At 40.8% G+C, this 23,792-nt stretch carries 19 protein-coding genes; 8 read left to right on the forward strand and 11 right to left on the reverse strand.

The genetic code is table 11. From position 1 onward, the window contains the following. The first annotated feature begins 283 nt into the window (after positions 1 to 283). Positions 284 to 2,410: a glycogen debranching protein GlgX gene (gene glgX, locus RMY63_RS28335; RefSeq protein ID WP_322731908.1), complete on the forward strand. Its 2,127-nt coding sequence runs from the start codon at positions 284 to 286 to the stop codon at positions 2,408 to 2,410. A gap of 70 nt (positions 2,411 to 2,480) precedes the next feature. On the opposite strand, the gene RMY63_RS28340 is transcribed toward glgX, so the two are convergent. The 3 genes from RMY63_RS28340 to RMY63_RS28350 form a co-directional block, all read right to left on the reverse strand. After that, positions 2,481 to 3,035: a hypothetical protein gene (locus RMY63_RS28340; RefSeq protein WP_322731892.1), complete on the reverse strand. Its 555-nt coding sequence runs from the start codon at positions 3,033 to 3,035 to the stop codon at positions 2,481 to 2,483. A gap of 12 nt (positions 3,036 to 3,047) precedes the next feature. After that, positions 3,048 to 3,410: a hypothetical protein gene (locus RMY63_RS28345; protein WP_322731893.1), complete on the reverse strand. Its 363-nt coding sequence runs from the start codon at positions 3,408 to 3,410 to the stop codon at positions 3,048 to 3,050. A gap of 268 nt (positions 3,411 to 3,678) precedes the next feature. Continuing rightward, positions 3,679 to 4,062: a hypothetical protein gene (locus RMY63_RS28350; RefSeq protein WP_322731894.1), complete on the reverse strand. Its 384-nt coding sequence runs from the start codon at positions 4,060 to 4,062 to the stop codon at positions 3,679 to 3,681. A 326-nt stretch (positions 4,063 to 4,388) separates the two neighbouring features. On the opposite strand from RMY63_RS28350, the gene RMY63_RS28355 reads away from it, so the two are divergent. Next, entirely contained in the window at positions 4,389 to 5,039 is a 651-nt protein-coding gene (locus RMY63_RS28355) for a Uma2 family endonuclease (protein WP_322731895.1), read from the forward strand. Positions 5,040 to 5,043: 4 nt separating this feature from the next. Here RMY63_RS28355 and RMY63_RS28360 read toward each other — a convergent pair whose 3' ends face one another. The 4 genes from RMY63_RS28360 to RMY63_RS28375 all read right to left on the reverse strand — a co-directional run bounded on the left by RMY63_RS28360 (position 5,044) and on the right by RMY63_RS28375 (position 8,658). Beyond that, positions 5,044 to 5,967 (reverse strand): tetratricopeptide repeat protein, encoded by a 924-nt coding sequence (locus tag RMY63_RS28360; RefSeq protein ID WP_322731896.1) that lies wholly within the window; start codon positions 5,965 to 5,967, stop codon positions 5,044 to 5,046. A 176-nt stretch (positions 5,968 to 6,143) separates the two neighbouring features. After that, on the reverse strand, positions 6,144 to 6,479 hold the full coding sequence (gene petJ, locus RMY63_RS28365; RefSeq protein WP_322731909.1) for a cytochrome c6 PetJ: 336 nt from the start codon (positions 6,477 to 6,479) through the stop codon (positions 6,144 to 6,146). Positions 6,480 to 6,828: 349 nt separating this feature from the next. Beyond that, positions 6,829 to 7,323 (reverse strand): GNAT family N-acetyltransferase, encoded by a 495-nt coding sequence (locus RMY63_RS28370; RefSeq protein ID WP_322731910.1) that lies wholly within the window; start codon positions 7,321 to 7,323, stop codon positions 6,829 to 6,831. A 162-nt stretch (positions 7,324 to 7,485) separates the two neighbouring features. Then, complete coding sequence (locus RMY63_RS28375) at positions 7,486 to 8,658, reverse strand: RpoD/SigA family RNA polymerase sigma factor (protein ID WP_322731897.1); 1,173 nt, start codon at positions 8,656 to 8,658, stop codon at positions 7,486 to 7,488. 803 nt (positions 8,659 to 9,461) lie between these two features. On the opposite strand from RMY63_RS28375, the gene priA reads away from it, so the two are divergent. Next, complete coding sequence (gene priA / locus RMY63_RS28380) at positions 9,462 to 12,131, forward strand: primosomal protein N' (protein WP_322731898.1); 2,670 nt, start codon at positions 9,462 to 9,464, stop codon at positions 12,129 to 12,131. 576 nt (positions 12,132 to 12,707) lie between these two features. Continuing rightward, positions 12,708 to 14,906 carry an Ig-like domain-containing protein gene (locus RMY63_RS28385; RefSeq protein ID WP_322731899.1) on the forward strand — a complete coding sequence of 733 codons (2,199 nt, stop codon included), beginning with the start codon at positions 12,708 to 12,710 and terminating at the stop codon, positions 14,904 to 14,906. Positions 14,907 to 15,072: 166 nt separating this feature from the next. Here RMY63_RS28385 and RMY63_RS28390 read toward each other — a convergent pair whose 3' ends face one another. Together RMY63_RS28390 and RMY63_RS28395 are read right to left on the reverse strand one after the other, a co-directional pair. Beyond that, positions 15,073 to 16,608, reverse strand: coding sequence for an ATP-binding protein (locus RMY63_RS28390; RefSeq protein ID WP_322731900.1), 1,536 nt, complete (start codon positions 16,606 to 16,608; stop codon positions 15,073 to 15,075). Between the two features lie 2 nt (positions 16,609 to 16,610). Further along, a complete protein-coding gene (locus RMY63_RS28395) occupies positions 16,611 to 17,288 on the reverse strand; it encodes a response regulator transcription factor (RefSeq protein ID WP_322731901.1) in 678 nt (225 codons plus the stop codon). Positions 17,289 to 18,139: 851 nt separating this feature from the next. On the opposite strand from RMY63_RS28395, the gene RMY63_RS28400 reads away from it, so the two are divergent. Further along, positions 18,140 to 19,312, forward strand: coding sequence for a transposase (locus RMY63_RS28400; RefSeq protein WP_322731902.1), 1,173 nt, complete (start codon positions 18,140 to 18,142; stop codon positions 19,310 to 19,312). Positions 19,313 to 19,496: 184 nt separating this feature from the next. Here RMY63_RS28400 and RMY63_RS28405 read toward each other — a convergent pair whose 3' ends face one another. After that, entirely contained in the window at positions 19,497 to 19,652 is a 156-nt protein-coding gene (locus RMY63_RS28405; protein WP_322731903.1) for a hypothetical protein, read from the reverse strand. Positions 19,653 to 19,761: 109 nt separating this feature from the next. On the opposite strand from RMY63_RS28405, the gene RMY63_RS28410 reads away from it, so the two are divergent. From RMY63_RS28410 to RMY63_RS28420, 3 genes are all read left to right on the forward strand, one after another. Further along, positions 19,762 to 20,565, forward strand: a complete 804-nt coding sequence (locus tag RMY63_RS28410; protein WP_322731904.1) for an SAM-dependent chlorinase/fluorinase — start codon at positions 19,762 to 19,764, stop codon at positions 20,563 to 20,565. Between the two features lie 328 nt (positions 20,566 to 20,893). Then, positions 20,894 to 21,550, forward strand: a complete 657-nt coding sequence (locus RMY63_RS28415) for a DUF2301 domain-containing membrane protein (RefSeq protein WP_322731905.1) — start codon at positions 20,894 to 20,896, stop codon at positions 21,548 to 21,550. Further along, positions 21,550 to 22,239, forward strand: coding sequence for an ElyC/SanA/YdcF family protein (locus RMY63_RS28420; protein WP_322731906.1), 690 nt, complete (start codon positions 21,550 to 21,552; stop codon positions 22,237 to 22,239). Before RMY63_RS28415 ends, RMY63_RS28420 begins: the two co-directional genes overlap by 1 nt. Positions 22,240 to 22,331: 92 nt before the next feature. Here the strand turns inward: RMY63_RS28420 and RMY63_RS28425 are convergent, their stop codons facing one another. Further along, the gene (locus RMY63_RS28425) at positions 22,332 to 23,468 is read right to left on the reverse strand and encodes an alpha/beta hydrolase (protein ID WP_322731911.1); all 1,137 of its coding nucleotides are present in this window, start codon (positions 23,466 to 23,468) and stop codon (positions 22,332 to 22,334) included. Between the last annotated feature and the right edge of the window lie 324 nt (positions 23,469 to 23,792).

Raw genomic sequence — 23,792 nt, forward strand, 5'->3', positions numbered from 1 at the left:
GGGAAAAAGAAGCTTTTTTGAGGGTTGCTTTACTGAAGCAAATCGCGTAGCATGTCACAGACAGGGCTGTTTTCTTTCAGCCTGTTGCCCTCTACATTAATTTTTCCAACTTAAGGAATAGGGATTTTTATTACTAATGATAGAGCAAATAATATTTATTTAGAAGTTAGACTTTAATGTTAGTGATTTTAACGAATAATTAGTAGTTTTAAATTTTAACTAATTATTCAAAAAGTTGAAGTCAATAATATTTGCTGAAAAACTAATTATTCAAGATTTACTCATGTATGTAGCTTTATGGCCAGGGAGTGTATATCCTTTAGGTGCAACTTGGGATGGTAAAGGGACAAACTTTGCTTTATTTTCGGAAAATGCAACAGGGGTAGAGCTTTGTTTATTTGACAACGATGACGAAGAAATCCGTGTGCCTTTGACAGAAAAAAACAATTTTGTTTGGCATGGTTACTTACCAGGAGTTGCCCCAGGCCAAAAGTATGGGTTTAGAGTGCATGGGATGTGGGCACCGGAGGTAGGTCATCGATTTAATCCAAACAAACTATTAATTGATCCTTACGCAAAGGCAATTGACGGTGAATTTAGTAACGATCCGGCTGTCTTTGGCTACTCTCTAGACGCTGAGGAAAAAGACTTAGTTTTTTCTGAACTAGATGATGCCAAAATAATGCCCAAGTGTGTTGTGGTCGATCAATCTTTTGATTGGGAAGGCGATCAACTGCTTGGTACACCTTGGTATAAAACTGTTATTTATGAAACTCACGTCAAAGGTTTTACTAAACTACATCCAGCTATTCCAGAAGAGTTACGGGGCACTTATGCCGGGTTGGCACATCCTGCTGCAATTCAACACTTACTGCAATTAGGAATTACAGCAGTTGAGTTGATGCCAGTACATCATTTCCTATCTCATCCGGGACATTTAGAAGATAAAGGATTAAAGAATTACTGGGGCTACGATTCCATCAATTATTTTGCTCCCTATTCTAGTTACAGTGCTAGTGGGACTAAGGGAGAACAAGTAACCGAATTCAAGCAAATGGTCAAGGCACTACATTTTGCCGGAATTGAAGTGATCTTAGATGTAGTCTACAACCACACTGGCGAAGGAAATCATTTCGGGCCAACGCTATCTTTGCGAGGTATTGATAATTCTGTATATTACCGTTTGGTAAAGGATGATCCTCGCTACTACATGGACTTTACAGGCTGCGGTAACTCTCTGAATGTGCGTCATGCTCAAGTTCTGAAGTTAATTATGGATAGCCTGCGCTATTGGGTAACAGAAATGCATGTAGATGGTTTCCGATTTGATTTGGCCTCGGCACTAGCACGGGAATTATATGAGGTAGATAATCTATCAGCTTTCTTTGACATTATTCATCAAGACCCAATCTTGGCAGATGTGAAGCTGATTGCTGAACCTTGGGACTTAGGAGAAGGAGGCTATCAAGTCGGGAACTTTCCACTGCGTTGGTCTGAGTGGAATGGTAGATATCGAGATACAGTCAGAGATTTTTGGCGTGGTATAGATGATAGTTTAGGACAATTTGCTTACTGTTTTACTGGTAGTCCTGACCTGTATCAAACAAACGGGCGCAACCCAAATGCAAGTGTTAATTTCATAACTGCTCATGATGGTTTCACGTTAAATGATTTGGTCAGCTATAACGAAAAGCATAACGAGGCAAACGGGGAAGACAGTAGAGATGGTGAAAGCCATAATAGATCCTGGAATTGTGGTGCAGAAGGCGAAACTGACGATCCAGAAGTAATGCGTTTGCGCGAACGGCAACGACGAAACTTTTTAGCAACCCTAATGCTATCTCAAGGTGTCCCAATGCTATTAGAGGGGGATGAAATTGGCTGTAGTCAAAAGGGAAATAATAATGTCTACTGCCAAGACAATGAAATTTCTTGGCGGCATTGGGATTTGCATAAAGCGAACGCAGATTTATTAGACTTTACACGTGAACTGATTAACTTTCGCAATCAGCATCCAGTATTCCGACGACGTAAGTGGTTTCAAGGTCGCCCCATCTACGGTTTAGGCATTAATGATATTATTTGGTTTAATTCTGATGGCAGCGAAATGACTGAGAAGCAGTGGCTAGTTAGTTATGCCAAAGTAATGGAGATTTTTTTGAATGGACAGGGAATTGCTACTCCAGGGGATCGTGGTGAGCGGATTATTGATGAAAGTTTTCTGATATTTTTTAACGCTCACTACGAGTTAATTGATTTTGCTTTACCCGATGACTTTAAAGACAAGGTATGGGAGATAGTAATTGACACTAATGAACCTCGCTTTTTAGAGCGCGGAAAATTAGTTTCAGACTCTCAAACTGTACCAGTTACAGAGCGCTCTCTAATGGTATTACGTCTTGTCAGTTAGCAGTATGAAGAGAAAAAGATGCTCAACTGTATAGAAAAATATCTTTTTTCTATACAGTTGATAAAATGCTTTAACCATTTTTACTTGTAACTCTAATTAGAAAACGCAGAGCTTCATTTACTGCTTCCGAATTGGGAAACGTTTCTGCAACATCAGGCTCTAAAAAAACTGTCAATTTTTCAATATTATTAAAATTATATTTACCAATTATCATATTGGAGTCTGTCAAATCCTGATTTGATTGAGGCTCATTCTGTGTTATGGTTGTTTGGGAAGATGCAGCATTTAATTTATTAACTAGTGATTCCCAACTAGTAACTTTCAGATTAAAGTGAGTTTTTGCATCTCGTAATGTTTTAAATTGTTGCTTCAGAATATCGACAGTGTAAATATGCTTTTGATATACCTGTTTCTCTACATTTAGGTCTGACTCAACCATATCAACTACTTCATTAATAAGTCGGTCATGATTTTCGGCAATTTGAGCAGCAGCCCCTAGAATCCGAGAAGTTGCTTGTATCTGTACATCAGTCTCTTGTTTAAGGCGATCGGCAATACTGCGAATTTGATCTCCCAACCTCGCTTTAGCTTTTTTTTGCGTGGTTGGTAGTGATTTTTTGCTCATAAGTATGCTTGTTTATTCAGAAAGTATGTCTTTAATTGCCAGCCAGATGCGTTTAAATTTTTGTACCAAACCCATAGGATTGTTAGTTGTTTCTTCTTCTACCGAATCAACTAGAGATTGAATCCGATCCATACGTTCTGCTACAACGTAAAGATTATTTACTGCTTCATCTTTACTTGCTAAAGAGTCACGCAGTAGCACAACCATCTGGGCAATTTCTCGTTTTAGTTTTTCATTCTCGGCTTTCCGGCGAGTTTCCCATCCCTTAATACTGGCTTTGGAACGTCGCTCATGTTTGAGTTTTACTTTGGCCTCATTGTATAAAGTCAAATACATTTCTCGTTCAGAGTTGGCTGCATCATATTTGGTAAACAATTCAGTTGCTCTAGCTTTTTCTTCATTGTAGACACAAAGTGTTTGTTGATGACTTTGTTGTTCATCAATATAGAAGCGATAATTTTGAGTGACTTGTTCTTTTAGCTCATTAGCTTCGAGATGGCAAGTTTGGATCTCTCGCTGATGAATATGAACTAGCTGGGATATTTTTACTTTTTCTTCGTTGTAAAGATAGAGCGTCTTTTGATGATTTTCTTGTTCATCAACAAAGAACTGGTAATTTTGAGTGACTCGCTCTTTTAACTCATTAGCTTCGAGTTGGCAAGTTTGGATCTCTCGCTGGTGAACATGAACTAGCTAGCTGGGATATTTTCGCTTTTTCTTCGTTATAGAGGTAGAGTGTCTTTTGATGATTTTCTTGCTCATCAACAAAGAACTGGTAATTTTGAGTGACTCGCTCTTTTAGCTCATTAGCTTCGATTTGGTAAGTTTGAATCTTTTGCTGAACATGAACCAGTTGAGATGCAGCTTCTTCATTTTCTTTCGCACGTTGTTGCCATTCATCGCGTTGGACGCGAACAGTCCCCAATAGCTGTTTAAGCTCATGATAAGAAGCTGGCTCTATCTGTCGTGAGCGAGGATTATTAACAGCGTTGTCATAATTAGAATCTCTACGATCTGCTCTATTCATTGGCATAATTTAAGTTTCTATACGAGTATTTGTTATATTTCAGTATAAGTATTTAGTTTAGCCGAGATAAACTAATTTAACTGTGATCTCGGTTCTACTAGTAATATGATCTGACTCTGGGTTGAGATATATTTTATTCTGTTTCATACACTTAAATTTCTATATGTGCGCTCTCCAAGGACTAGAGATATTGGGCTTCATAAGCAAGCTAGGTTTTAAAAGGCGAAGGGAATAAGCTTCAAAGCCTCTTCTCTTGTAGCAATTACGAATTACGTTAGCATTGAGAAAACTGGACGCTTCACAAACACAATAGAAGACAATAATTTATGATTCAAGCCTTACGCAAACTAATTACATTCGATGAATTCGTTGCTAAATATCCTGACAACACAGGAAAACGTTATGAATTGCATGATGGAGTAATAGTCGAGATACCGCAACCCACAGGCGACCATGAAGAGGTAGTTGGATTTTTAGCCTTTGAAATTACTAGAGAATGTATTCGTTTAAATCTCCCCTATTTCATACCTAAAACAGCATTAGTCAAACCGCCTGAAAATGAATCTGCTTACTCACCAGATGTGCTGATATTAAATCGCCCCAATTTAGTAAACGAACCTCTATGGAAAAAAGAATCTACTGTAAGCCAAGCGGAATCAATACCCTTAGTAGTTGAGGTAGTGAATAGCAATTGGCGTGATGATTATTTAAAAAAAGCTGCTGACTATGAGGCTGTAGGCATACCGGAATACTGGATTGTAGACTATGCTGCTTTAGGCGGTAGGCGATTTATTGGCAACCCCAAACAAGCAACCGTTTCGCTTTACACCTTAATTGAGGGAGAATATCAAGTCAGCCAGTTTCGAGGTAGCGATGCCTGCGGCGGTAAACAACGCATTATCTCACCTACTTTCCCAGAGTTAAATATAACCGCAGAACAGATTTTTCAAGCTGGTGGATACCCTACACAGTGCTGAAGTCTTATAAAAGAGCGATTTCACTTGCAAAGGAAATTTGTTGTCGCAGATTCTTCAGTAAATCTAGAGTTTTTTCGTAGGCAACTCTTTTTCCTTGGTTTTCAAAGTACTCAGATGCTTTTTGCAGATCAGATATAGCTCCTAAATGATATCCTAAGTGATACTGAGCTACTCCCCGATTAACATAAGCCTGGGCATTACTGGGGTTAAGTCTGATGACTTGGGAAAAATCACGCACTGCACCAAAGTCATCTCCATTTCGTCCGCAAGCACAACCTCGGTTAAAGTACGCTCTATAATCGTTAGCGTTGAGACGAATTGCTAGATTAAAGTCGAGCATCGCAGCTTGGATATCTTGCAAGACAAAATGCGCTAAACCTCGATCATTATAGATATCTGCAAGTAGTAAGCTAGTTATTTGAGGTATCTGAGTTAGGGCTAAATTAAAGTCAAGAATTGCCTCTGAATCTTTCCCACCGCCAGCACGAGCTAGCCCTCGGTTGTAGTAAGCTCGAAAATCGGATGGTTTAAGTGCGATCGCTCGATTATGATCGACAATGGCGGCTGAATAATCCCCTTGTCTGTAGTGTGCTACTCCCCGATTTAGATAAGCCTCAAAGTTATCCGGTGCAAAATTTATGGCTTGCGTACAATCTGTAACAGCTTGATGGTAATCTTGTAATTGGAGATAAGCCAGACAGCGATCGCTATAAGCAACAGCAAAATCTTTCTCAAGTGCAATCGCCTGGTTGAAATTCTTTATTGCTTCCTGATAATCACCGTGCTCCATCTTATCTACACCCAACTCCAAGAAATCACTCGCTGTAATTTGGGTAATTAAAATGGGTGAAGAATGTGCAGGTAAAGTCAAAAAAATCAGAGGTAAAGCAATAATTACACTGAAAAATAATTGCCAGAAATCACTCATAATACCAAATGAGGATAGGTAGTATTGTTTGATATGCTTGGAACAGTCTTTTTGTACAGACTCTTAATCCAAAATCCCAAATTGGTATATGCATCCTGTTTGATAATTGCGGCAACTCTAAAATTAGCGGGACAAAAAGCCCCGCAAATTGTTAATTTTTGAAGTTAGATTTTAATCTACTTCCATCCCTTATCTGCTTGTGAAAGCACATAAGCCGCTACATCTTCAATTTGTTCGGGCTTCAAACGTTTGCCGAAGGCGGGCATAGCATTTTTACCTTTTGTAACTTGGGAAATAATCGCCTCCGCTGAGTACATACCATACTTTTCTAAAGCGTCCTTTTTCAAGCTTTTGTCAGCTTGAACCAGATTTTTTCCTCCTGCGTGACAAGAGGCACAATTAGCACTAAATACTTTAGCTCCACTAGCAGCATCTGCTGCCAAAGCTGGACGGCTGAAGGCAAAGGTGAAGATTGCTATGCCTAACAGCATGACTGTAATCATTTTTTTCATTTCGTGTTCTCTCTGCAATAACGGCTTATTCGGTGCAATATCCTCCATAATTGTCAGTTGAGCCGTTGCCATAGTCAAATGACAAGCTGTCAAACTTTGCTTTATTGAATAAAGTTTTTGGATTTTGAATCTTGGCAATTTTAGATTGAGGTTTGTTAGCACAAAGCGATATGTAACGAAAATGTGCTTCTCTACAAAATACCCTAGCTTGTTTATTTACATAAATATGCATTTATGCTAATGATTAAAATGCAAATTTATGTACTTTTGAATATTTTCTAAAAAAAATCATTAAAATTTAAGGATGAAATATTAAAGATGAAAATTATCCTGCTTCATCCTTTGTTTTTTATTTAACAGCTCCTAATTGAGTCAGCACATCTTCTGTGACGCGACAAATTCGCCAATCATCTAATATAGATGCTCCCATCCTACGGTAGAATGCTTGGGCTGACTCGTTCCAATCTAAGACACTCCACTCTAATCGCCCACAATCACGTTCTACAGCTATCTGAGCTACTTTAGTCAACAGAGCCTTACCAATACCTTGCCCGCGATATTCTGGTAAAACAAATAAATCTTCCAGATAAATTCCTGGCTTAGTCAGAAATGTTGAATAATTATGAAAAAATAGCGCAAAACCGACAGCTTGACCCGCAGATTCTGCTAATATTGCCTCTGCATACCTCCGTGAACCAAATAAATGCTCTTGAAGTGCTAGAGCATTGCCAGCGATCGCGTGAGATAATTTTTCATATTCTGCAAGTCCCTCAATTAATTTAAACAGTATGCTGCAATCGGCTGGTTCAGCAAAACGCACAATTAAATTGCTACCCGAAGTCATTAGTCCATAGTCCATAGTTTATAGTCCATAGTCTATAGGCAACTGGGCAATTTTTTTGAATATTGACCAAACAAGAGCCGAAAAAAGCTACAAAACGCCCGATTTTTGCGAATTGCAAAGCTAATTAAGTTAGGGATTGCATCTCTATCTTGAGCAATGTAATTAAATCAACCAACCTTTTAAGCGTTTGGCTATGTGAGGACGGCGCAATTTCCGCATGGCTTTGCTTTGAATTTGACGCACTCGCTCACGAGAAAGATTGAACATATTGCCAACTTCTTCTAAGGTACATGGTTCGCTGGTTGTCAAACCATAACGCAGAGAAATCACATCTTTTTCTCGTGGAGTTAATACGTCACCCAAGACTTCCCAAATCTCCTGACGCATCATGTTTTCATTCATTTTTGCTTCTGGAGACAAGTTATCTTCATCTTCTAGCAAATCCATCAATTCCGTGTCTTCTTCTTTACCGACGCGGTGATTGAGAGAAAGTGCTTGTCGCCGTAGCTGTTGTAGCTGACGTAGTTGTTGCACGCTAATCTCCAAATATTCTGCCATTTCACCTTCGGTAGGATTACGACAGAGTTTTTGTTTGAGTTCCCGTTGGGCTTTTTTTAGCTTGTTAAGCTTTTCGACAATATGAATCGGTAGTCGAATTGTCCGCGCATCATTAGCTATAGCTCTGGTAATTGCTTGTCTAATCCACCAATAGGCGTAAGTAGAAAACTTATATCCTTTATCGGGATCGAATTTTTCTGTAGCGCGATTTAAACCCATTGCTCCTTCTTGGATTAAATCCAGAAAAGGTACTCCCCGATTTAAATATCGTTTAGCAATAGATACTACCAATCTCAAGTTCGAGCGAATCATTTTGCGTTTCGCGACTCTCCCTTGATACAAGCGATTTTCTAGTTGCTTTTCCGTCATTCCTAGCTCGGAAGCCACTTCTATTTTGCTGGCTTCATGTTCCAGTTTTAACTCTAAAGCCGCTTGTATTTCTCTGACTTCCTCTAAAAACCTGACTCGCCGCGCTAACTCTACTTCTTCATCAGCTTTTAAGAGCGGATAACGCGCCATTTCCTTAAAAAACGCGCCGACAGCATCATCATGTTCGGTTTTGTTGTACCCCGAAGGACGAGCCGCCGCCATGTCATCTCCATCGCGTTCGTCTGATTCCAGATTTTCTACTACAATTGGAGATTCTTCTTGTGCCACTGCATTTAAACTATCGAGTGATGGTTCTTCGATATCAGCAGCATTCTCCAATATTTCCATTTTTCCCAATTCAACAATATTCATATTTTCCTTTAGGGATTGTTGCTTTGTTTGGTACATAATTTAGTTACACCTACTCGTTTGAGGCTTGGTAGTTTTCCCTAATGGACGATGCACCCGTAAAGAATAGCGAAATATAGGCTGATGCTAATTTGTCTACAGAAATAAAAATCGGCATCTACCTACTACCTATAGGTTACAGTTATATACAACTATAACGAAACTGACCTTAGCACCCAATAAAGCTTTTTCTTAGATTCCCAACAGATATATTCTTCATTTTTTTCTGAATTATCAAATATGTCAAACCCCCTCAAACTTTCTCAACCTTAACAAATATAAAAATTCCAGCTACTCATCCAAATTTCTTAAACTTTCATATATTTTTCTAAATATTTATAATGTTTTAGGCGCTGGAGTCCACTGTATAAAAGGAAGACCTGCTAATAAATTTACGCATTCCCGATTTGATTTCAAGTTACCTACATGATACAAATTATAAGAGAGCCAGCTTAATTTTTGGGACGATCTTACTTTGTATAAAAGCATCTCATAAGCAGAAAGGGTTGAATATCTATCGATAGGCGGAAAAAGGCTACTCCCTATTTAGTAGATGAGTAACTGTTGCAGCAAAAGCCAATATGCTTTTATTTGTATAGTGGGCACCAAATATTTATTGCATATATAGTTGATACGAATTTGTCTAGTAGATTACATAAGAGGAAAATTATCAAGTATTATGAAGAATAACAGTATTGATAAATACCATTTAAATTTAAGAAAGCGAAAAACTAAAGTTTAGTTAGCTAGGTTGATTTTGACCAGCTATGTGAAGAAAATATTTAATTATAAAATCAGCAAGTATGTATATTAATGACATAAATTTATCTCCTTTCGTGGTGAGTGAACCGAGTGAATCATACAAGTCAGGTGAAACTGTTAATCGGTGGGTTGAAGTATTGGTAGACTGTCCAGGAAGTACAGGACTATTTACTTATCGATTGCCAGCCCAGTTAGAAATAAAACCAGGGGATATTTTGAGCGTGCCATTTGGGGCGCAACAATTAGGAGCGATCGCTATTCGGTTACTGGCACAACCAAATATCGATTTACCACCAGAAAAAATTCGGGAAGTAGAAGATATAGTCAGCGTTGGATTTTTCCCAAGTGCTTATTGGGAATTACTCAACCGAGTTGCTGCATATTACTATACGCCCCTGATTCAAGTAATCCGGGTTGCTCTGCCACCAGGGTTACTGGGGCGATCGCAGCGTCGTATCCGTCTGGTTGGAGGCAGAGGGGCAGGGGAGCAGGGGAGCAGGGGGGCAGGGGGAAGTGGTTATTTACTGGCATCTGCCGATCCTTTAGCTTTTCTGACTCCGACTGCGCGGCAAGTTTGGGAACTTTTGCAAGGGCAGCCGGCGAGGGATTACAGTTTTGTTTACCTTCAACAAAAAGTCAAATCTGCTTATCGAGGAATTCGGGAGTTATTGCGATTTGGTTTAGTAGAAAGCTACTTAGAACCGCCGCGACTGACTCGACCAAAGTTGCAAAAAGCAGTCACGCTCACAGGTACAATCGACGATGACTTAACTACTCGCCAACGAGAAATTTTAGAAGTGCTGCGGCGACGTGGTGGGGAGTTGTGGCAAAATGAATTACTGCAAATTTGCAATGCTAGTTCCTCTATTCTCAAGACGTTGGCACAAAAGGGTTACATCGTCATCGAAGAACGGGAAGTTTTGCGAACTGAACAAGGCCCAACTTTAGCAGGTGATGGTGCTAAAGCTTTAACTACTGCTCAAGCTAGCGCTTTAGAGACAATCCAGACATTAGATGAATTTGCTGAAGTTTTATTGCATGGGGTGACAGGTTCAGGAAAAACCGAAGTATATTTGCAAGCGATCGCACCTCTCCTCAATCAAGGTAAATCCGCCCTTGTCTTAGTCCCAGAAATTGGACTTACACCCCAGCTAACCGATCGTTTTCGCGCTCGTTTTGGTAATAAAGTCAGCGTTTATCACAGTGCCCTCTCAGACGGTGAGCGTTATGACACTTGGCGACAAATGCTTACGGGAGAACCTCAAGTTGTCATTGGTACTCGCAGCGCCGTTTTCGCCCCTTTACCCAACTTGGGTTTAATTATTTTAGATGAAGAACACGATAGCAGTTTTAAACAAGATTCCCCTATACCTACCTACCACGCCCGCACCGTTGCCCAATGGCGAGCCGAATTAGAAAATTGCCCCTTGGTGTTGGGTTCCGCTACGCCTTCGTTGGAAACTTGGGTAAGCATGAGGAGTCAGGGGAGCAGGGGAGCAGGGGAGCAGGGGAGCAGGGGAGCAGGGGGAGAATTTGTAACTCCTAACTCCTCACTCCTAACTCCTAACTCCTCACTCCTAACTCCTCACTCCTCACGGGCTAAACGCCCCGCTACCGCTAACAGCACTCATTACTTAAGTTTGCCTGAACGTATCAATTCCCGCCCTTTACCGCCAGTGGAAATCGTCGATATGCGGCAAGAGTTGCAACAGGGAAATCGTTCTATATTTAGTAGATCGCTGCAAACAGCTTTACAAGAGTTGCAAGAAAGAAAACAACAGGGAATTTTATTTATCCATCGTCGGGGACACAGTACTTTTGTCTCTTGCCGCAGTTGTGGATATGTATTGGAATGTCCCCACTGTGATGTGTCGCTGGCATATCACCACACCGAAGAAAAAGCGCCGGAATTATTGCGGTGTCATTATTGTAACTATGCGCGATCGCACCCCAAATTTTGCCCTGATTGTAGTTCCCCTTACCTGAAATTTTTCGGTAGCGGTACTCAACGCGTCACGCAAGAACTAGCGCGACAGTTCCCAGAGTTACGCTTGATTCGTTTTGATAGCGATACCACCCGCAACAAAGGTTCACATCGTACCTTACTCACGCAATTTGCCAACGGTGAAGCAGATTTATTAGTCGGCACACAAATGCTCACCAAAGGTTTGGATTTACCACAGGTGACACTTGTAGGTGTTGTTGCCGCCGATGGATTGCTAAATTTATCAGATTATCGCGCCAGCGAAAGAGCATTTCAAACCTTGACACAAGTCGCTGGACGTGCTGGTAGAGGTGAAGATCCGGGTAGAGTGATTGTGCAGACTTATACTACAGAGCATCAGGTAATTGCAGCAGTGCGATCGCACGATTATCAGTCTTTCTCTCAAGCGGAATTAGAACAACGCCAAGCACTCAATTATCCTCCTTATGGGCGGTTAATTTTGTTGCGTTTAAGTAGTCTCGACCCGATTCAAGTACAAAATACGGCGCAAGTTATTGCTACAGCCTTGAGTACAGAAGAAGAATTCGAGATATTGGGCCCAGCACCAGCGAGTATTTTACGAGTAGCTAATCGTTATCGCTGGCAGATATTAATTAAATTTGCCCCCGATGCCTTACCACAATTACCAGATTGGGAAGAAGTGCGATCGCTTTGTCCTTCGTCTGTAAGTTTAACTATTGATGTAGACCCGATTAATATTATGTAATCGTAAACTGCCAACTCTCCTCGATGCTTTGGGGAGGGTGCACGTTAACAATTCAAAATTCACGCATTCAAACACGTAGCATATTTTCAGATGGGGATTTAAACCCCAACTGAAAATATGCTACGTGTTTTGGTTGGGGTCTTAAACCCTTTAATTGACGATAATGCGGGTGGGGTATTTTTGTACCTCACAAAGTTGAAATCTGCTATCTTCAAAAGAACCTGATATTAGTTGCATATTAACAGCATAGATAAAAGGAACTCTGCCAGCAGCAATTAAAAATTTACAGGGAATAATTTTGAAGATTTATTGCTTTTTACGTAATCATACTGTGCCAAGTTGAGGAATTAGAAAGTTCCTTTATAATTCTCTTAAAAATAAGTTCAGTACTTATGTATAAAAAGTATTTAATAAATACTTTTTATACATTTTGGAGAAATGGGTTCCCTAAGACTTGCGATCATTACGTTCGTTTATAGCCAATGAAAGATTGCCAGGAATAATCATTGCAGATACTTGGCCAATCGTTAATGGACTACTCACGTATCAACTACGAACACAACGGCAAGGCATACTATGATTTACAATATCAAACCCAAAATACTGGTATTAGCAATTGTTCAAGGGATTGCTTTTCAACCAAAAAACGCTCCTGTACCATCTGGGTATATTAAAGATATCGGTGAAGCCTACAATGATACTAGAGGCTTTGGTTGGGTGCGTGAAGATAGCTTAGGCAATACTACACCCACTCCCCTTGATATCCAACTCAATACACGCGATCGCAACCAAAGTGGCATCGATCAACGACTAAATAGACTGATTCATCTGCAATATCCTCTTAGCAATTCGGGAACAGCAGTCAAGATACCTGCTGCTTGGGAATATGCCCTATCTAATGGTTCCTACAATGTGACTGTTAGCGTCGGTGATGCTAGTAATACTGTAAATAGTAAGCACCAGATTAATATAGAAGGGAGGGCTGCTATTTCTAGCTTTGTACCAACGGCAATTAAAAAGTTTGCCGCAATTACCCGGATTGTTAATGTTGCCGATGGCAAGCTCACAATTGATGCTAAAGGTGGTAAGAATACCAAGCTCAACTATATTGCGATCGCACTAGGTAATCGTCCCTCGATCAGAACGACCAATCCCAATGATGGTCAGACAAATGTATCGCCAGATATCTCGATTACAGCAGACCTAAATCTGCCTAACAGTGGGATTGCAGTTAATACTATTTCCGCCTCAACCATCAAGCTGATCGATAGCAGTACTAATACACAAGTCAATGCCAATTACAACACTTCCGGTGGCGGAGATGTGATTGTAGTGTCTCCGATAAATCGTCTCAAGAACAATACCAAATATTTGTTACAAATCACCGACGGGGTTAAAGATAGCAATGGTGCTGCATTCTTACCCTATAGCATCAGTTTCACAACAGGCACTTTTGTAGACCCAGTAAGCAATATTACTTTTGAGCAAGTCTCACTAGCGAATGTACCTGTCAAACCTTACACGACAGTATTGATTGGGCCTGACAATAAACTCTATGCTGCTACCTTACTAGGTGAGATTTTGCGTTTCCCGATCCATGCTGATGGCACTCTGGGTACGCCACAAACGATTTCCTCATTGCAGACTGCAAATGGTGGTAATCGAACGATCATTGGTATGCACTTTGATCCCTCATCAACAAATGCTAGCAACCTAATTCTCTGGGTAACAAATAACTACTACTGGAATGCAACTGTTGATGCACCAGAGTGGACTGGTAAAATTACTCGTTTAAGCGGTACTAATCTAGAGACAGTAAAAGACTATGTGGTTGATTTACCACGATCGAGCCGAGATCATCTAACCAATAGCATTGAGTTTAAGCCCAATCAGCCAAATCTGCTGTATGTGTTACAGGGTAGTAATAGTAGTACTGGTGCACCAAACACTGCTTGGAGTAATCGTCCTGAGCAGTTGTTAACTGCTGCTGTATTACGAGTTGACCTGTCCAAAATCACCTCACCTCCTTTAAGCGTTAAGACAGAGGATGGAGGTACTTATAACCCCTTTAATCCGGGAGCACCTGTAACTATCTTTGCTAGCGGTATACGTAATGCCTACGATCTGGTTTGGCACAGCAATGGTCAGTTGTATGTGCCAACGAATGGTTCGGCAGCTGGTGGCAATACGCCAAATACACCTATTCCCCTACCTCTTGCCTGTCAAAACCGGATTGATCGGGCTACTAATGGCGCTTATACTAGTCCATCTGTGCCAGCTCTTAGCAGTCTAGGCACGCAGCGAGACTTTCTGTTTCGCGTTGTTAAAAATGGTTATTATGGTCATCCCAATCCGAAGCGTTGTGAGTGGGTGTTGAGTGGAGGAAATCCCACAGTTGGTACAGATCCAGTTCAGATAAATGAATATCCCATTGGTACTCTACCTGACCGGAATTGGAAGGGTATTGCCTTCGATTTTGGAGAGCATTTTTCACCTAATGGCATTATTGAATATCGTAGTCATGTTTTAGGTGGTCACCTGGAAGGCAAACTGCTGGTGACACGCTTCAGTTCCGGGAAAGACATCATTGTGCTAACCCCAGGTGGCGCAAACTTGGATATTGTAAATTCCCAAACGGGTATTAGTGGTTTCACTGGTTTTAATCCAAGTCCATTAGATTTGGTTGAGAATCCCACGAATGGAAATCTCTACGTGGCACAACTTAGTCAAGAGACGGGCATGGGCAAAATTACACTTCTGCGTCCACTTAATTAATACAGGACTTACGCAAGATGTGCCTGAAAACCTGATTATTGCGTAGCGGTAATTCATGAATTACCGCTACTTTCGTTATCTTTTGCGGTAATATCCCTGTTTTGTCACTTTTGGAAAACAATAATCGAAGCGAAACTCTAAAACTTTAATTCAATCAAGCCAGGACTTACTTCATCGGTAAGGTGAGGGTGAATGCTGTTTGACCAGAAGGTGTTAAGTCAAGGGTAAGGTCGCCACGATGCGCCCTGGCAATTTCGCGGGCTAGGCTCAGTCCTAGTCCGATTCCTTCTACCTTGCTGTTACGTGAGGGATCGCCCCGATAGAAGCGGTCAAAAATGCGTAGGCGAAGCCCGTCGTAGACATCGCGATCGCTGAGTGGAATATCTTTTGATGCATTGACAATGGTAACGTGAAGAGTTGTTGGAGTTTGATGAGTGCGAATTTGTATCCAGCCGTTGGCGAGATTGTATTTGATCGCATTACTGAATAGGTTTTGCAAAACTTGAATTAAAAGATCGCGATCGCCTTTTACCCGCAACCCATTAATAAAGTCAGTTTGCACTGTCAAATGGGGAGCTAGCATTTCCACATCTTCTAACATTTCCATCAGCAACTCAGACATATCCACTTCAACTAGATACAAGCTCATTTTTCCGGCATCTGCCAGAGATAGTAACAAGAGTTTCCGCATAATTCCACTCAGGCGGCGCACCTCATCTAACAGATTGCTTAAGCCCTGTTGTACTTCACTACCGGGTTCGACCTGTTGGAGTGTTCGTTCTAGTTCGCCTTGCAAAATAGTCAGTGGGGTTTTCAGTTCATGAGCCGCGTCACCACTAAAGCGGGAAGCTTGGGTAAAACTACGTTCTAAGCGTGACAGCATCAGGTTAAACACCTGAATCAGTTCGACAAATTCAACATCAGTTGTCCCAATGGGAATCCGCTGATCTAGCCCTTTGACAGTTACCTGTTGAATTACGTCCGTTAATTGCCGGATGGGATGCAAAGCACCACCAGAAACCAACCATGCCCCCACCGCAACCAGCAGCAGCGCTCCCGGAATTGAAACCAGGAAGATATTGCGAATGGTAGCCATTTCTTGATCTACGGCTTGCAAGCTAACGGCAATGGCAATTTGAGCATTGGGAAATTTAACTGCCCCAATCCGCCAGACTGCTGTTGCTGTCTGCTCTGTAACAAATTGAGGTGGGCGTGGACGAATTAGCGGTGGGCGCTGGATCGATGGATTTGTATTAGAGGGTAAAGGTGGTGGTTCTCTCTTTGGGGGCGGTGCTAGAGGTGTCAACTCAAGACGCTTAAACAGCAGACGATTCACCTCAAGGTCGGCAGGTAGGGAGTTGGATTGATAAAGGATGTTGTTGTTTGTGTCAAGCACTACCAGAGCGACAAGGTTTTTTGTATTGGTTCCGAAGGAATAAGATAATGAATCTTCGTAAAACTGCCATCGTGAGCGATCGCCTGAGTTTTCTCTTCTGGGAGACGCTGCGCCAACGGGAGGTTCCTCTCGTGGAGGGAAGTTCGGAGTTGCCCGTATCAAGTGATTTAATAGTTCTGCATCTAGGCGGCTAATCTTAGCATTGTAAATCTGAAACCAGGAAATCGCACCAAATCCGACTAATGTGCTGCCAGCTAGAGCCGCAGACAACAGAGCAATGCGGAGTCGAAAGGAAGGAAGTTTCACGATCAAGAATCTGGCTTACGAAATCGATATCCAACCCCTCGAATACTTTCAATCCAGACTGCTTCATCAAGAGGGTCAATCTTTTTACGAATTCGCTGGATACAAACATCCACAACGTTAGTATTGGGGTTAAAGTCGTAGCCCCAAACGTGTTCTAAAATTTGGGTACGAGTGAAAACCCGTCCGGGAGAGCGCATGAGATATTCCAGAAGATTAAACTCGCGGCTGGTGAGTTCTATCGCTTGGTGATTGCAAGTGACTTCCCTAGTAATGCGATCGAGTTTGATTGGCCCAACGCAAAGCAGATTTTGGCGATCGCTCACACTCCGGCGCACAACCGCATGAATTCGAGCCGCTAACTCTTCCACAAAAAATGGTTTTGCGATATAGTCATCCGCTCCCAAATTTAGCCCTTGCAGGCGATCTTCTAGTTCATTCCGAGCCGTCAACAAAATCACCGGAGCATTCCGACCTTGCCGCCGTAATAGTTTTAGAATCGATAGTCCATCCTTTCCCGGCATCATAATGTCAAGTATAATCGCATCATATTCGTTGTCTAATGCCCGCAGATATCCGTCATCACCGTTATCGCAGTAGTCTACAACAAATCCCTGCTCCTTGAGTCCAGCCCGGACAAAGTTAGCAATTTTCGCTTCATCTTCAACAAACAGAACGTTCACAAGCTTTTATTAATTCATATATTCTTCTATTCTAAATTCATTATTTTTTATTCCCGTTACAGGAATAAATTACCCACATTGACCCCTTGATCGGGTGCAGTGTGGGCTTTTGCTTTTATACCAATTCTCTAAAATAAGGCAACAGATGTAAGCCGGGAAAGCCCTGCTACATCTAAATTTTTCAATTGCGAATTGCGAATTGCGAATTGCGAATTGGTATTAGTTATTACGCCAACACTAACGTCCCTTGTGGGCGAAAGCACCCCTAATCACTGCACAAGAGCTTTTTCATGTACGGTATTAAACCAGATGATTAAACTGTTTCAGAGCTAATTTGTAAACTAGAGTAAAGTCTTTGTCTCATCAGGGTTTCAGGAATTTGAGCCATAAGAGCGTTGATTCTCTGAAAGTCATACCCAGCAATGAATTGGGTATCCTTAAGATTTTCTTTACGAATCAGCTCTTAGCTTCAACAAAAAGAAGCCTCTTGCCTACCCGAAGGGAGGCGATGAGATGAATTTTTGGGCGGTGACGAGTTGACCCCTAACCAAATCAAACCTACGGTTTGACAGGGCGAGCGGTCGAGGAGGAATCGCCCAACGGGAAAGGCAGTTTCGACTCGACGGGAACCGCCAAGACTCGAACTGCCTCACCATTTTTAACTTCCAGTGAATCTATAAAATCTTCAATTACATGAGTCATAGTTTTATCGTTTTGAGCCGAGTATAAGCGTAGTTTGTTTAATCTACGCTCAGATATCCTCAAATTTAATGCTTTGTTTTTCATTAATGCCTACATGCTGTCTTTGCATTTATGTTATTATATTTGCAGGTCGAAAAACAAAGGAAAAAATGAAAACTTCATACCAGTATAAAATTAAGCCAACTGCATTGCAAGTAGAAAAAATTGATAAAACGCTAGAAATGTTGCGTTGTAAATACAACTATTTACTGGCTCAAAGGTTTGACTGGTATGAGATGAATTGTTGTCTTATTGATAGATGTTCATTAATTTGTCATATCCCAGAGCTAAAAGAACAACCTAACTATTACAATCAAAAAGCATCTCTAACTAAGCTTAAAGTAGATAGACCTTGGTACAAAGAGATTCACTCTCAAGTTCTACAAGAAGTCCCTAAAAAAGTTAAATTAGCTTTTGACAGATGGTTGAAAGGTGATAGTAACGGGAAGAAATCTGGTAGACCTAGATTTAAGGGTAAAGGACAATACAAAACATTTACATATTCCCAATTTCAGAGACATCATTTTGCTGCTAACAAAATCACGTTATCAAAAATAGGTGATGTTAAGGTGATTGTTCATCGCCCAATACCTGATGGTTCTGATATCAAAACCGTATCTGTCACCAAAAAAGCAGATGGTTATTATGTAACTCTCAGCCTTGATGACAAAACAGTTCCAGCTATTAAACCTGATTTTAACGCTAACAATATTGTGGGAATTGATGTTGGGCTGATTGATTTTTATGTTGCCTCTGACAAGACCAGAATTGCTGCACCCAAACATTTACGCAAGTCTGAACGTAAATTAAAGTCAGCACAGCGAAGGGTATCAAGACGTAAAAAAGGTTCTAATCGACGTAGAAAAGCAATTAAACAATTGGGTGTCAAGCACAAAAAAGTTGCGGATACTCGCAAAGATTTTCACTTTAAAACAGCTAAATTACTACTTGATAAGTATGATGTCGTAGCTGTAGAAAAATTGAATATCAAAGGACTAACTAAAACAAGACTGGCTAAAAGTGTCAATGATGCTGGCTGGGGGCAGTTCGTAATCATACTTTCAAATAAAGCCGAAAATGCTGGTTTAAAAGTAATAGCTGTAAACCCAAACGGTACAAGCCTTGAATGCTCTAGTTGTGGTCACAAGGCTAAAAAGCCGTTATCTCAAAGAATGCACAATTGTTCTAATTGTAATATCAGTTTGTGCAGGGATCTAAATGCTTCTTTAAACATAAAGGCGCGTGGGACACACGCCCTCAAAGCTCAATTAATGTCTTCATAGAAGAGTCATTGAGAAGCCCACACTCACCCGCGATTGGGGAGTGTGTGGAGTATGTCACTAGAATCAATATCGTTGCTTGATTAAGGATTATGAGCTTTTACTAGAATTGCCAGAGAACCCCCTAAAAAGAAAAAACCCGCCGTAGCGGGTTACACAACAAAACTATGAACAATGAAAACTTGATTTAGCTGGAATACCTCATTTCAGCTTCCAGTTGACGAATCAGTTCTTCGTCGCCTTTTGCTCTAGCTATTTCTAAGCGATGCTCTAGGCTTCTTTGAATATTGGCTCTGTGAGCTTCTCGTGATTTGCTTATGCTTTGTAGTCTATTTTGACTCATAGTGATTTCCTGCTTTAATCTTTCAATTTATGTCTTGTATTCTTAACATAGCACACATTTTGTAGCTGTTGCTACAGAAAATATATTTTTTATATATTTTTACCAAAATATGTCTAATAACCAGATAGCTCGACAACCACTTGTGACTTTACTGAGCGATTTCGGCGATCGCGATGTTTATGTAGGCATAATTAAGGGAGTCATAGCCCAAATCAACCCCAGACTGACGGTGATAGACTTAACGCACCAAATTCCGCCGCAAGATATCGCCGCAGCCCGGTTTAGCCTGATGAATGCTTATGCCCATTTCCCAATTGGGACAGTGCATCTGGCAGTAGTAGATCCGGGTGTGGGAAGCAAGCGACGAGCGATCGCAGTAGAATTTGCTCAAGGGTTTTTGGTCGGGCCAGATAATGGTATATTTAGCGGCGTACTCAGTCAAAGTCTGGCGATCGCAGCCGTTGAACTTACAAATCTTAATTATTGGCGCACTTCTCAACCAAGTAAGACTTTTCACGGTAGAGATATCTTTGCACCAGTAGCAGCTAATCTTGCTAGTGGTGTCCCACTCAAACAGCTAGGACAAGAAATCGATTTAGCAAGTTTGGTAAAGCTGGATATAGGCAACTGTAAGCAAACAAAAACTGGTGTAGTAGGTTGCATTCAATATATTGACCACTTTGGCAACCTAGTGAGTAACATTCGGGCAAGTTACATGCAAGGCAAAAGTTGGTATGTGCAAGTTGCTGGATTGAGTGTACCAAGCGGTGAAACTTACAGTGAGGTCAAGGTGGGAGAGATAATAGCTTTAGTTGGCAGTCATGGCTGGGTAGAAATTGCCATTAATTGCGGACATGCTCACTCACAATTACAGATTAATTTACAAGATGCGCTAGAAGTCTTGTTTTTTTAAGAAAATCAGAGCAGTGAATATTGCTAAAGTTAAGACAGTGAAAAATCACCAGGCTGCAAAGTGCCTGTTGGTGATTTGTGCCAAAGGCAAAGAAAGGGGAAAATTCTAGATATAAAACGGAGGTTGGGCAACTGCACACCACTTAAAAACAAGTATTTTCATTCACCGTAGGCAGTGCCAATTCGACAAAAATTTCCAGAAAGCAACTGCTAAAAGACGTAAGTTTAAGAATGGTGACATGAAGTTCGCCTTATTGCTCATAATAAAAGTAACCCTTGAGCAATTTCTCGTTGTACTCTACTAGAGAATCATAATTATATTCTTAGCTATGACTACACAAACACTCTCTGCACCAGAAGTTTATCAAGGTCAGTTTGGGGAATTTACAATTACTCAGAGCGATCGCACTGGCGTAATTATCTATCGTACTGGGTTAATGGTAGCAGCACTGAGCTTTGCGATCGGCAGCGCTTTGATTTTACTCAACAATAACCCAACTGTTGTAACTTTACTGACACCTCTATATGCTTGTTTTAGTCTCGCTCTTGGTGTAAGTTTATTTACCATCCATATTTATATGGCATCACTGCACCGAACATTGCAAGTTTTTTGGGCGATTGGTAGTATCGCATCAGTGATTCTGGCAATCACTAGTAGTCAACCTTTAGCTCTTGCTGTTTACAATCAGCCGATTACCTTATTTGGAGTTGGTTTTATCTTTGTAGCTTTGACAGGTATTTATTTTAAAGAGGCTTTTTGCTTCAATCGCCTGGAAACCAAAGTATTAACCCCAATTGTACCGCTACTGTTGTTGGGACATTTGGTAGGAATTTTACCAACTCAGGGAGAAAGTGTTTTATTAGGAACTTGGGCGATATTATTTTTAGTGTTTGCCCTGCGAAAGACAGTGCAAGCAATTCCTGCTGATATTGGAGATAAGTCTGTGTTTACCTACTTAAAGGAACAACGTTTAGCTAAGGTTTAATGCAGAGAAAAAATCGTCGGTGTCAAAAATTTCCCAAAATCAAACTAACCAAACACCAAGAAATGTGGACACTTACGGCTCAAGGGTGGGCGATTGCGATCGCTTTGATTGTTTACTTAATATTTTTCACTATTACTCATGTACATTCATTTCTCGCCGTAACTTCCCCGATCCAATCAGCAGAAGTATTAATTGTTGAAGGATGGCTACCAGATTACGCTATAGAAGAAGCTTTGACTGAATTTCAAACCGGTTCTTATCATCAAATAATTACTACCGGAGGCACATTAGGAAAAGGAAGTTATCTTACCGGATACAAGAACTTTGCAGACGTGTCAGCAGCTACCTTCATCCAACTCGGTTTAGAAGCAGAAAAAGTAGTAGCTGTTCCGACACCTTACGTGGTTAAGGATCGTAGTTATGCATCTGCTGCTGAATTTGAGCGTTGGCTATCCAATTCAAATTTAAAGATCGAATCAATTAATCTTTTTTCCTTGGACGTTCATGCCCGTAGGAGTTGGTTTCTTTTTAAAAAAATACTTACCCCTCAAATCAATGTTGGTGTAATCGCCGCTAAAACGCAAGATTATAATCCCAACAAATGGTGGAATTCTAGCGAAGGTGTGCGAGCGGTTCTTGATGAAGGCATCGCTTATATTTATGCACGTTTTTTGAATTGGAAAGCCTAATAGTGATACAGCAGAAATATTGCCTTCGGAAGCCATTTAATTTTAGATTTTAGATTTTTCAGTCAATCCAAAATCCAAAATTAAAAATAATATTACTTACCCAGGATTTGTAATAATGCTTGCCGATAAATTTTCAGACCCTCTGCATTCAGATGGTCGCCATCACTGGTGAAATTTTCTTTAAGAACATTATTTTCATATAATGGTGCTAGTCCGGCTGCGGCAACTGGTACTTTTTCTGTTTCAGCCACTTGATTAATCAGAACATTAATTTGTTCAACTCTAGCAAGTGGGGCTGCTACAGTTGGATCTGAGCTTGCTGCCACTGTCGAATAAAAAGCCGGAATCAGAAAAATCTCTTTAGTTCCCATTGTGCGAAGAAGTGCGATCGCCTCTTGGAGATTTTTGCTAAATAACTCATCACTAATTCTATACAAAGCATCGTTTCCACCTATGGCAATAATGGTTTTTTCGCATTTCACCTTGGTAGGAATTAAACTTTTGAGTTGTTCTAGTAATGAGATTGTACTCAGACCATTTAATCCAAAATTAAAAGTACCACTCCCAAGAGTATTACCAAGTCCAGCCGAAATAGAATCGCCAAATAAGCAACCTGAGAATTGTTTATTCTGGGCAGCGAGTGTTTGATATTGCAGTGCAATTTTCCCTAAAGGCGAAGAACTTACGTCATCTTTCGGCGGTGCATCAGCAGAACCAGAAGATAAATTTGCCATGCCGACTAGCTTTTTAATTTTTGACACATCAATAACTAGTTGATTACTGGGATAGGCTTGTAGAAAGCTGGCTATTCCTAGACCTTCGGGTGATTTTGCTCCGATGATAATGGCAGATCGTAGCGCTTGTATACTGGCTTGATCGCGACGAGCGATCGCACCAGAAGCAAAAGATAAAATTTGCTTGCCCATTCCTGTATTTATCAGCTTATCTAAAGCCACAATATCAAGCGACATTTTCACCTGAAGGGCTTCTTGGAACTTCTGTTTATCTTTAGCGCTGAGGTAATCTAGAAAAGACTTCAGATCGCCAGAAACCTTTTGCGTCTTGTCATAGTTGCGTATATCTGCCACCGGGATCGATTGCTCAAACAAACCGTACCTGACGGTAACTTTTTCAGCTGCCAAACTAGGTAATAAACCAAGGCCACTATGCAGCAGTAAAAATATAAAGCACCCAGATAGGCTTATTAGAAGACGATAGAAATATTTCATCACACAAGATAAGAAGAGAGATAGTCAATAGTTAATAGTCAAGAGTCAAGAGTCAAAAGTCAAGGGGAATTGGGAAAGAGGAGGCAGAAGTTCTTTGTAGAGACGGCGATTCATCGCGTCTCTTGCCTTAACCGCACAGTATTGCCCCCACTCCATCAACAGCCAACCCCAATTTGGGAATACTCAATCCAACGGTGTGAGGATAGAACGGTGGTAGAAGAAAGCGCATATTGGCTAGCTTGGGCGCAAATTTCGGGAATTGGGCCAGTATTACGCGAATTTCTCACAAACAATAAAAAATCAATTTATATGGACTGATGTTAG

Origin of the sequence: Nostoc sp. ChiQUE01b (assembly GCF_034531255.1) — a bacterium.
In the GTDB taxonomy this organism is placed as follows: Bacteria; Cyanobacteriota; Cyanobacteriia; order Cyanobacteriales; family Nostocaceae; genus Nostoc.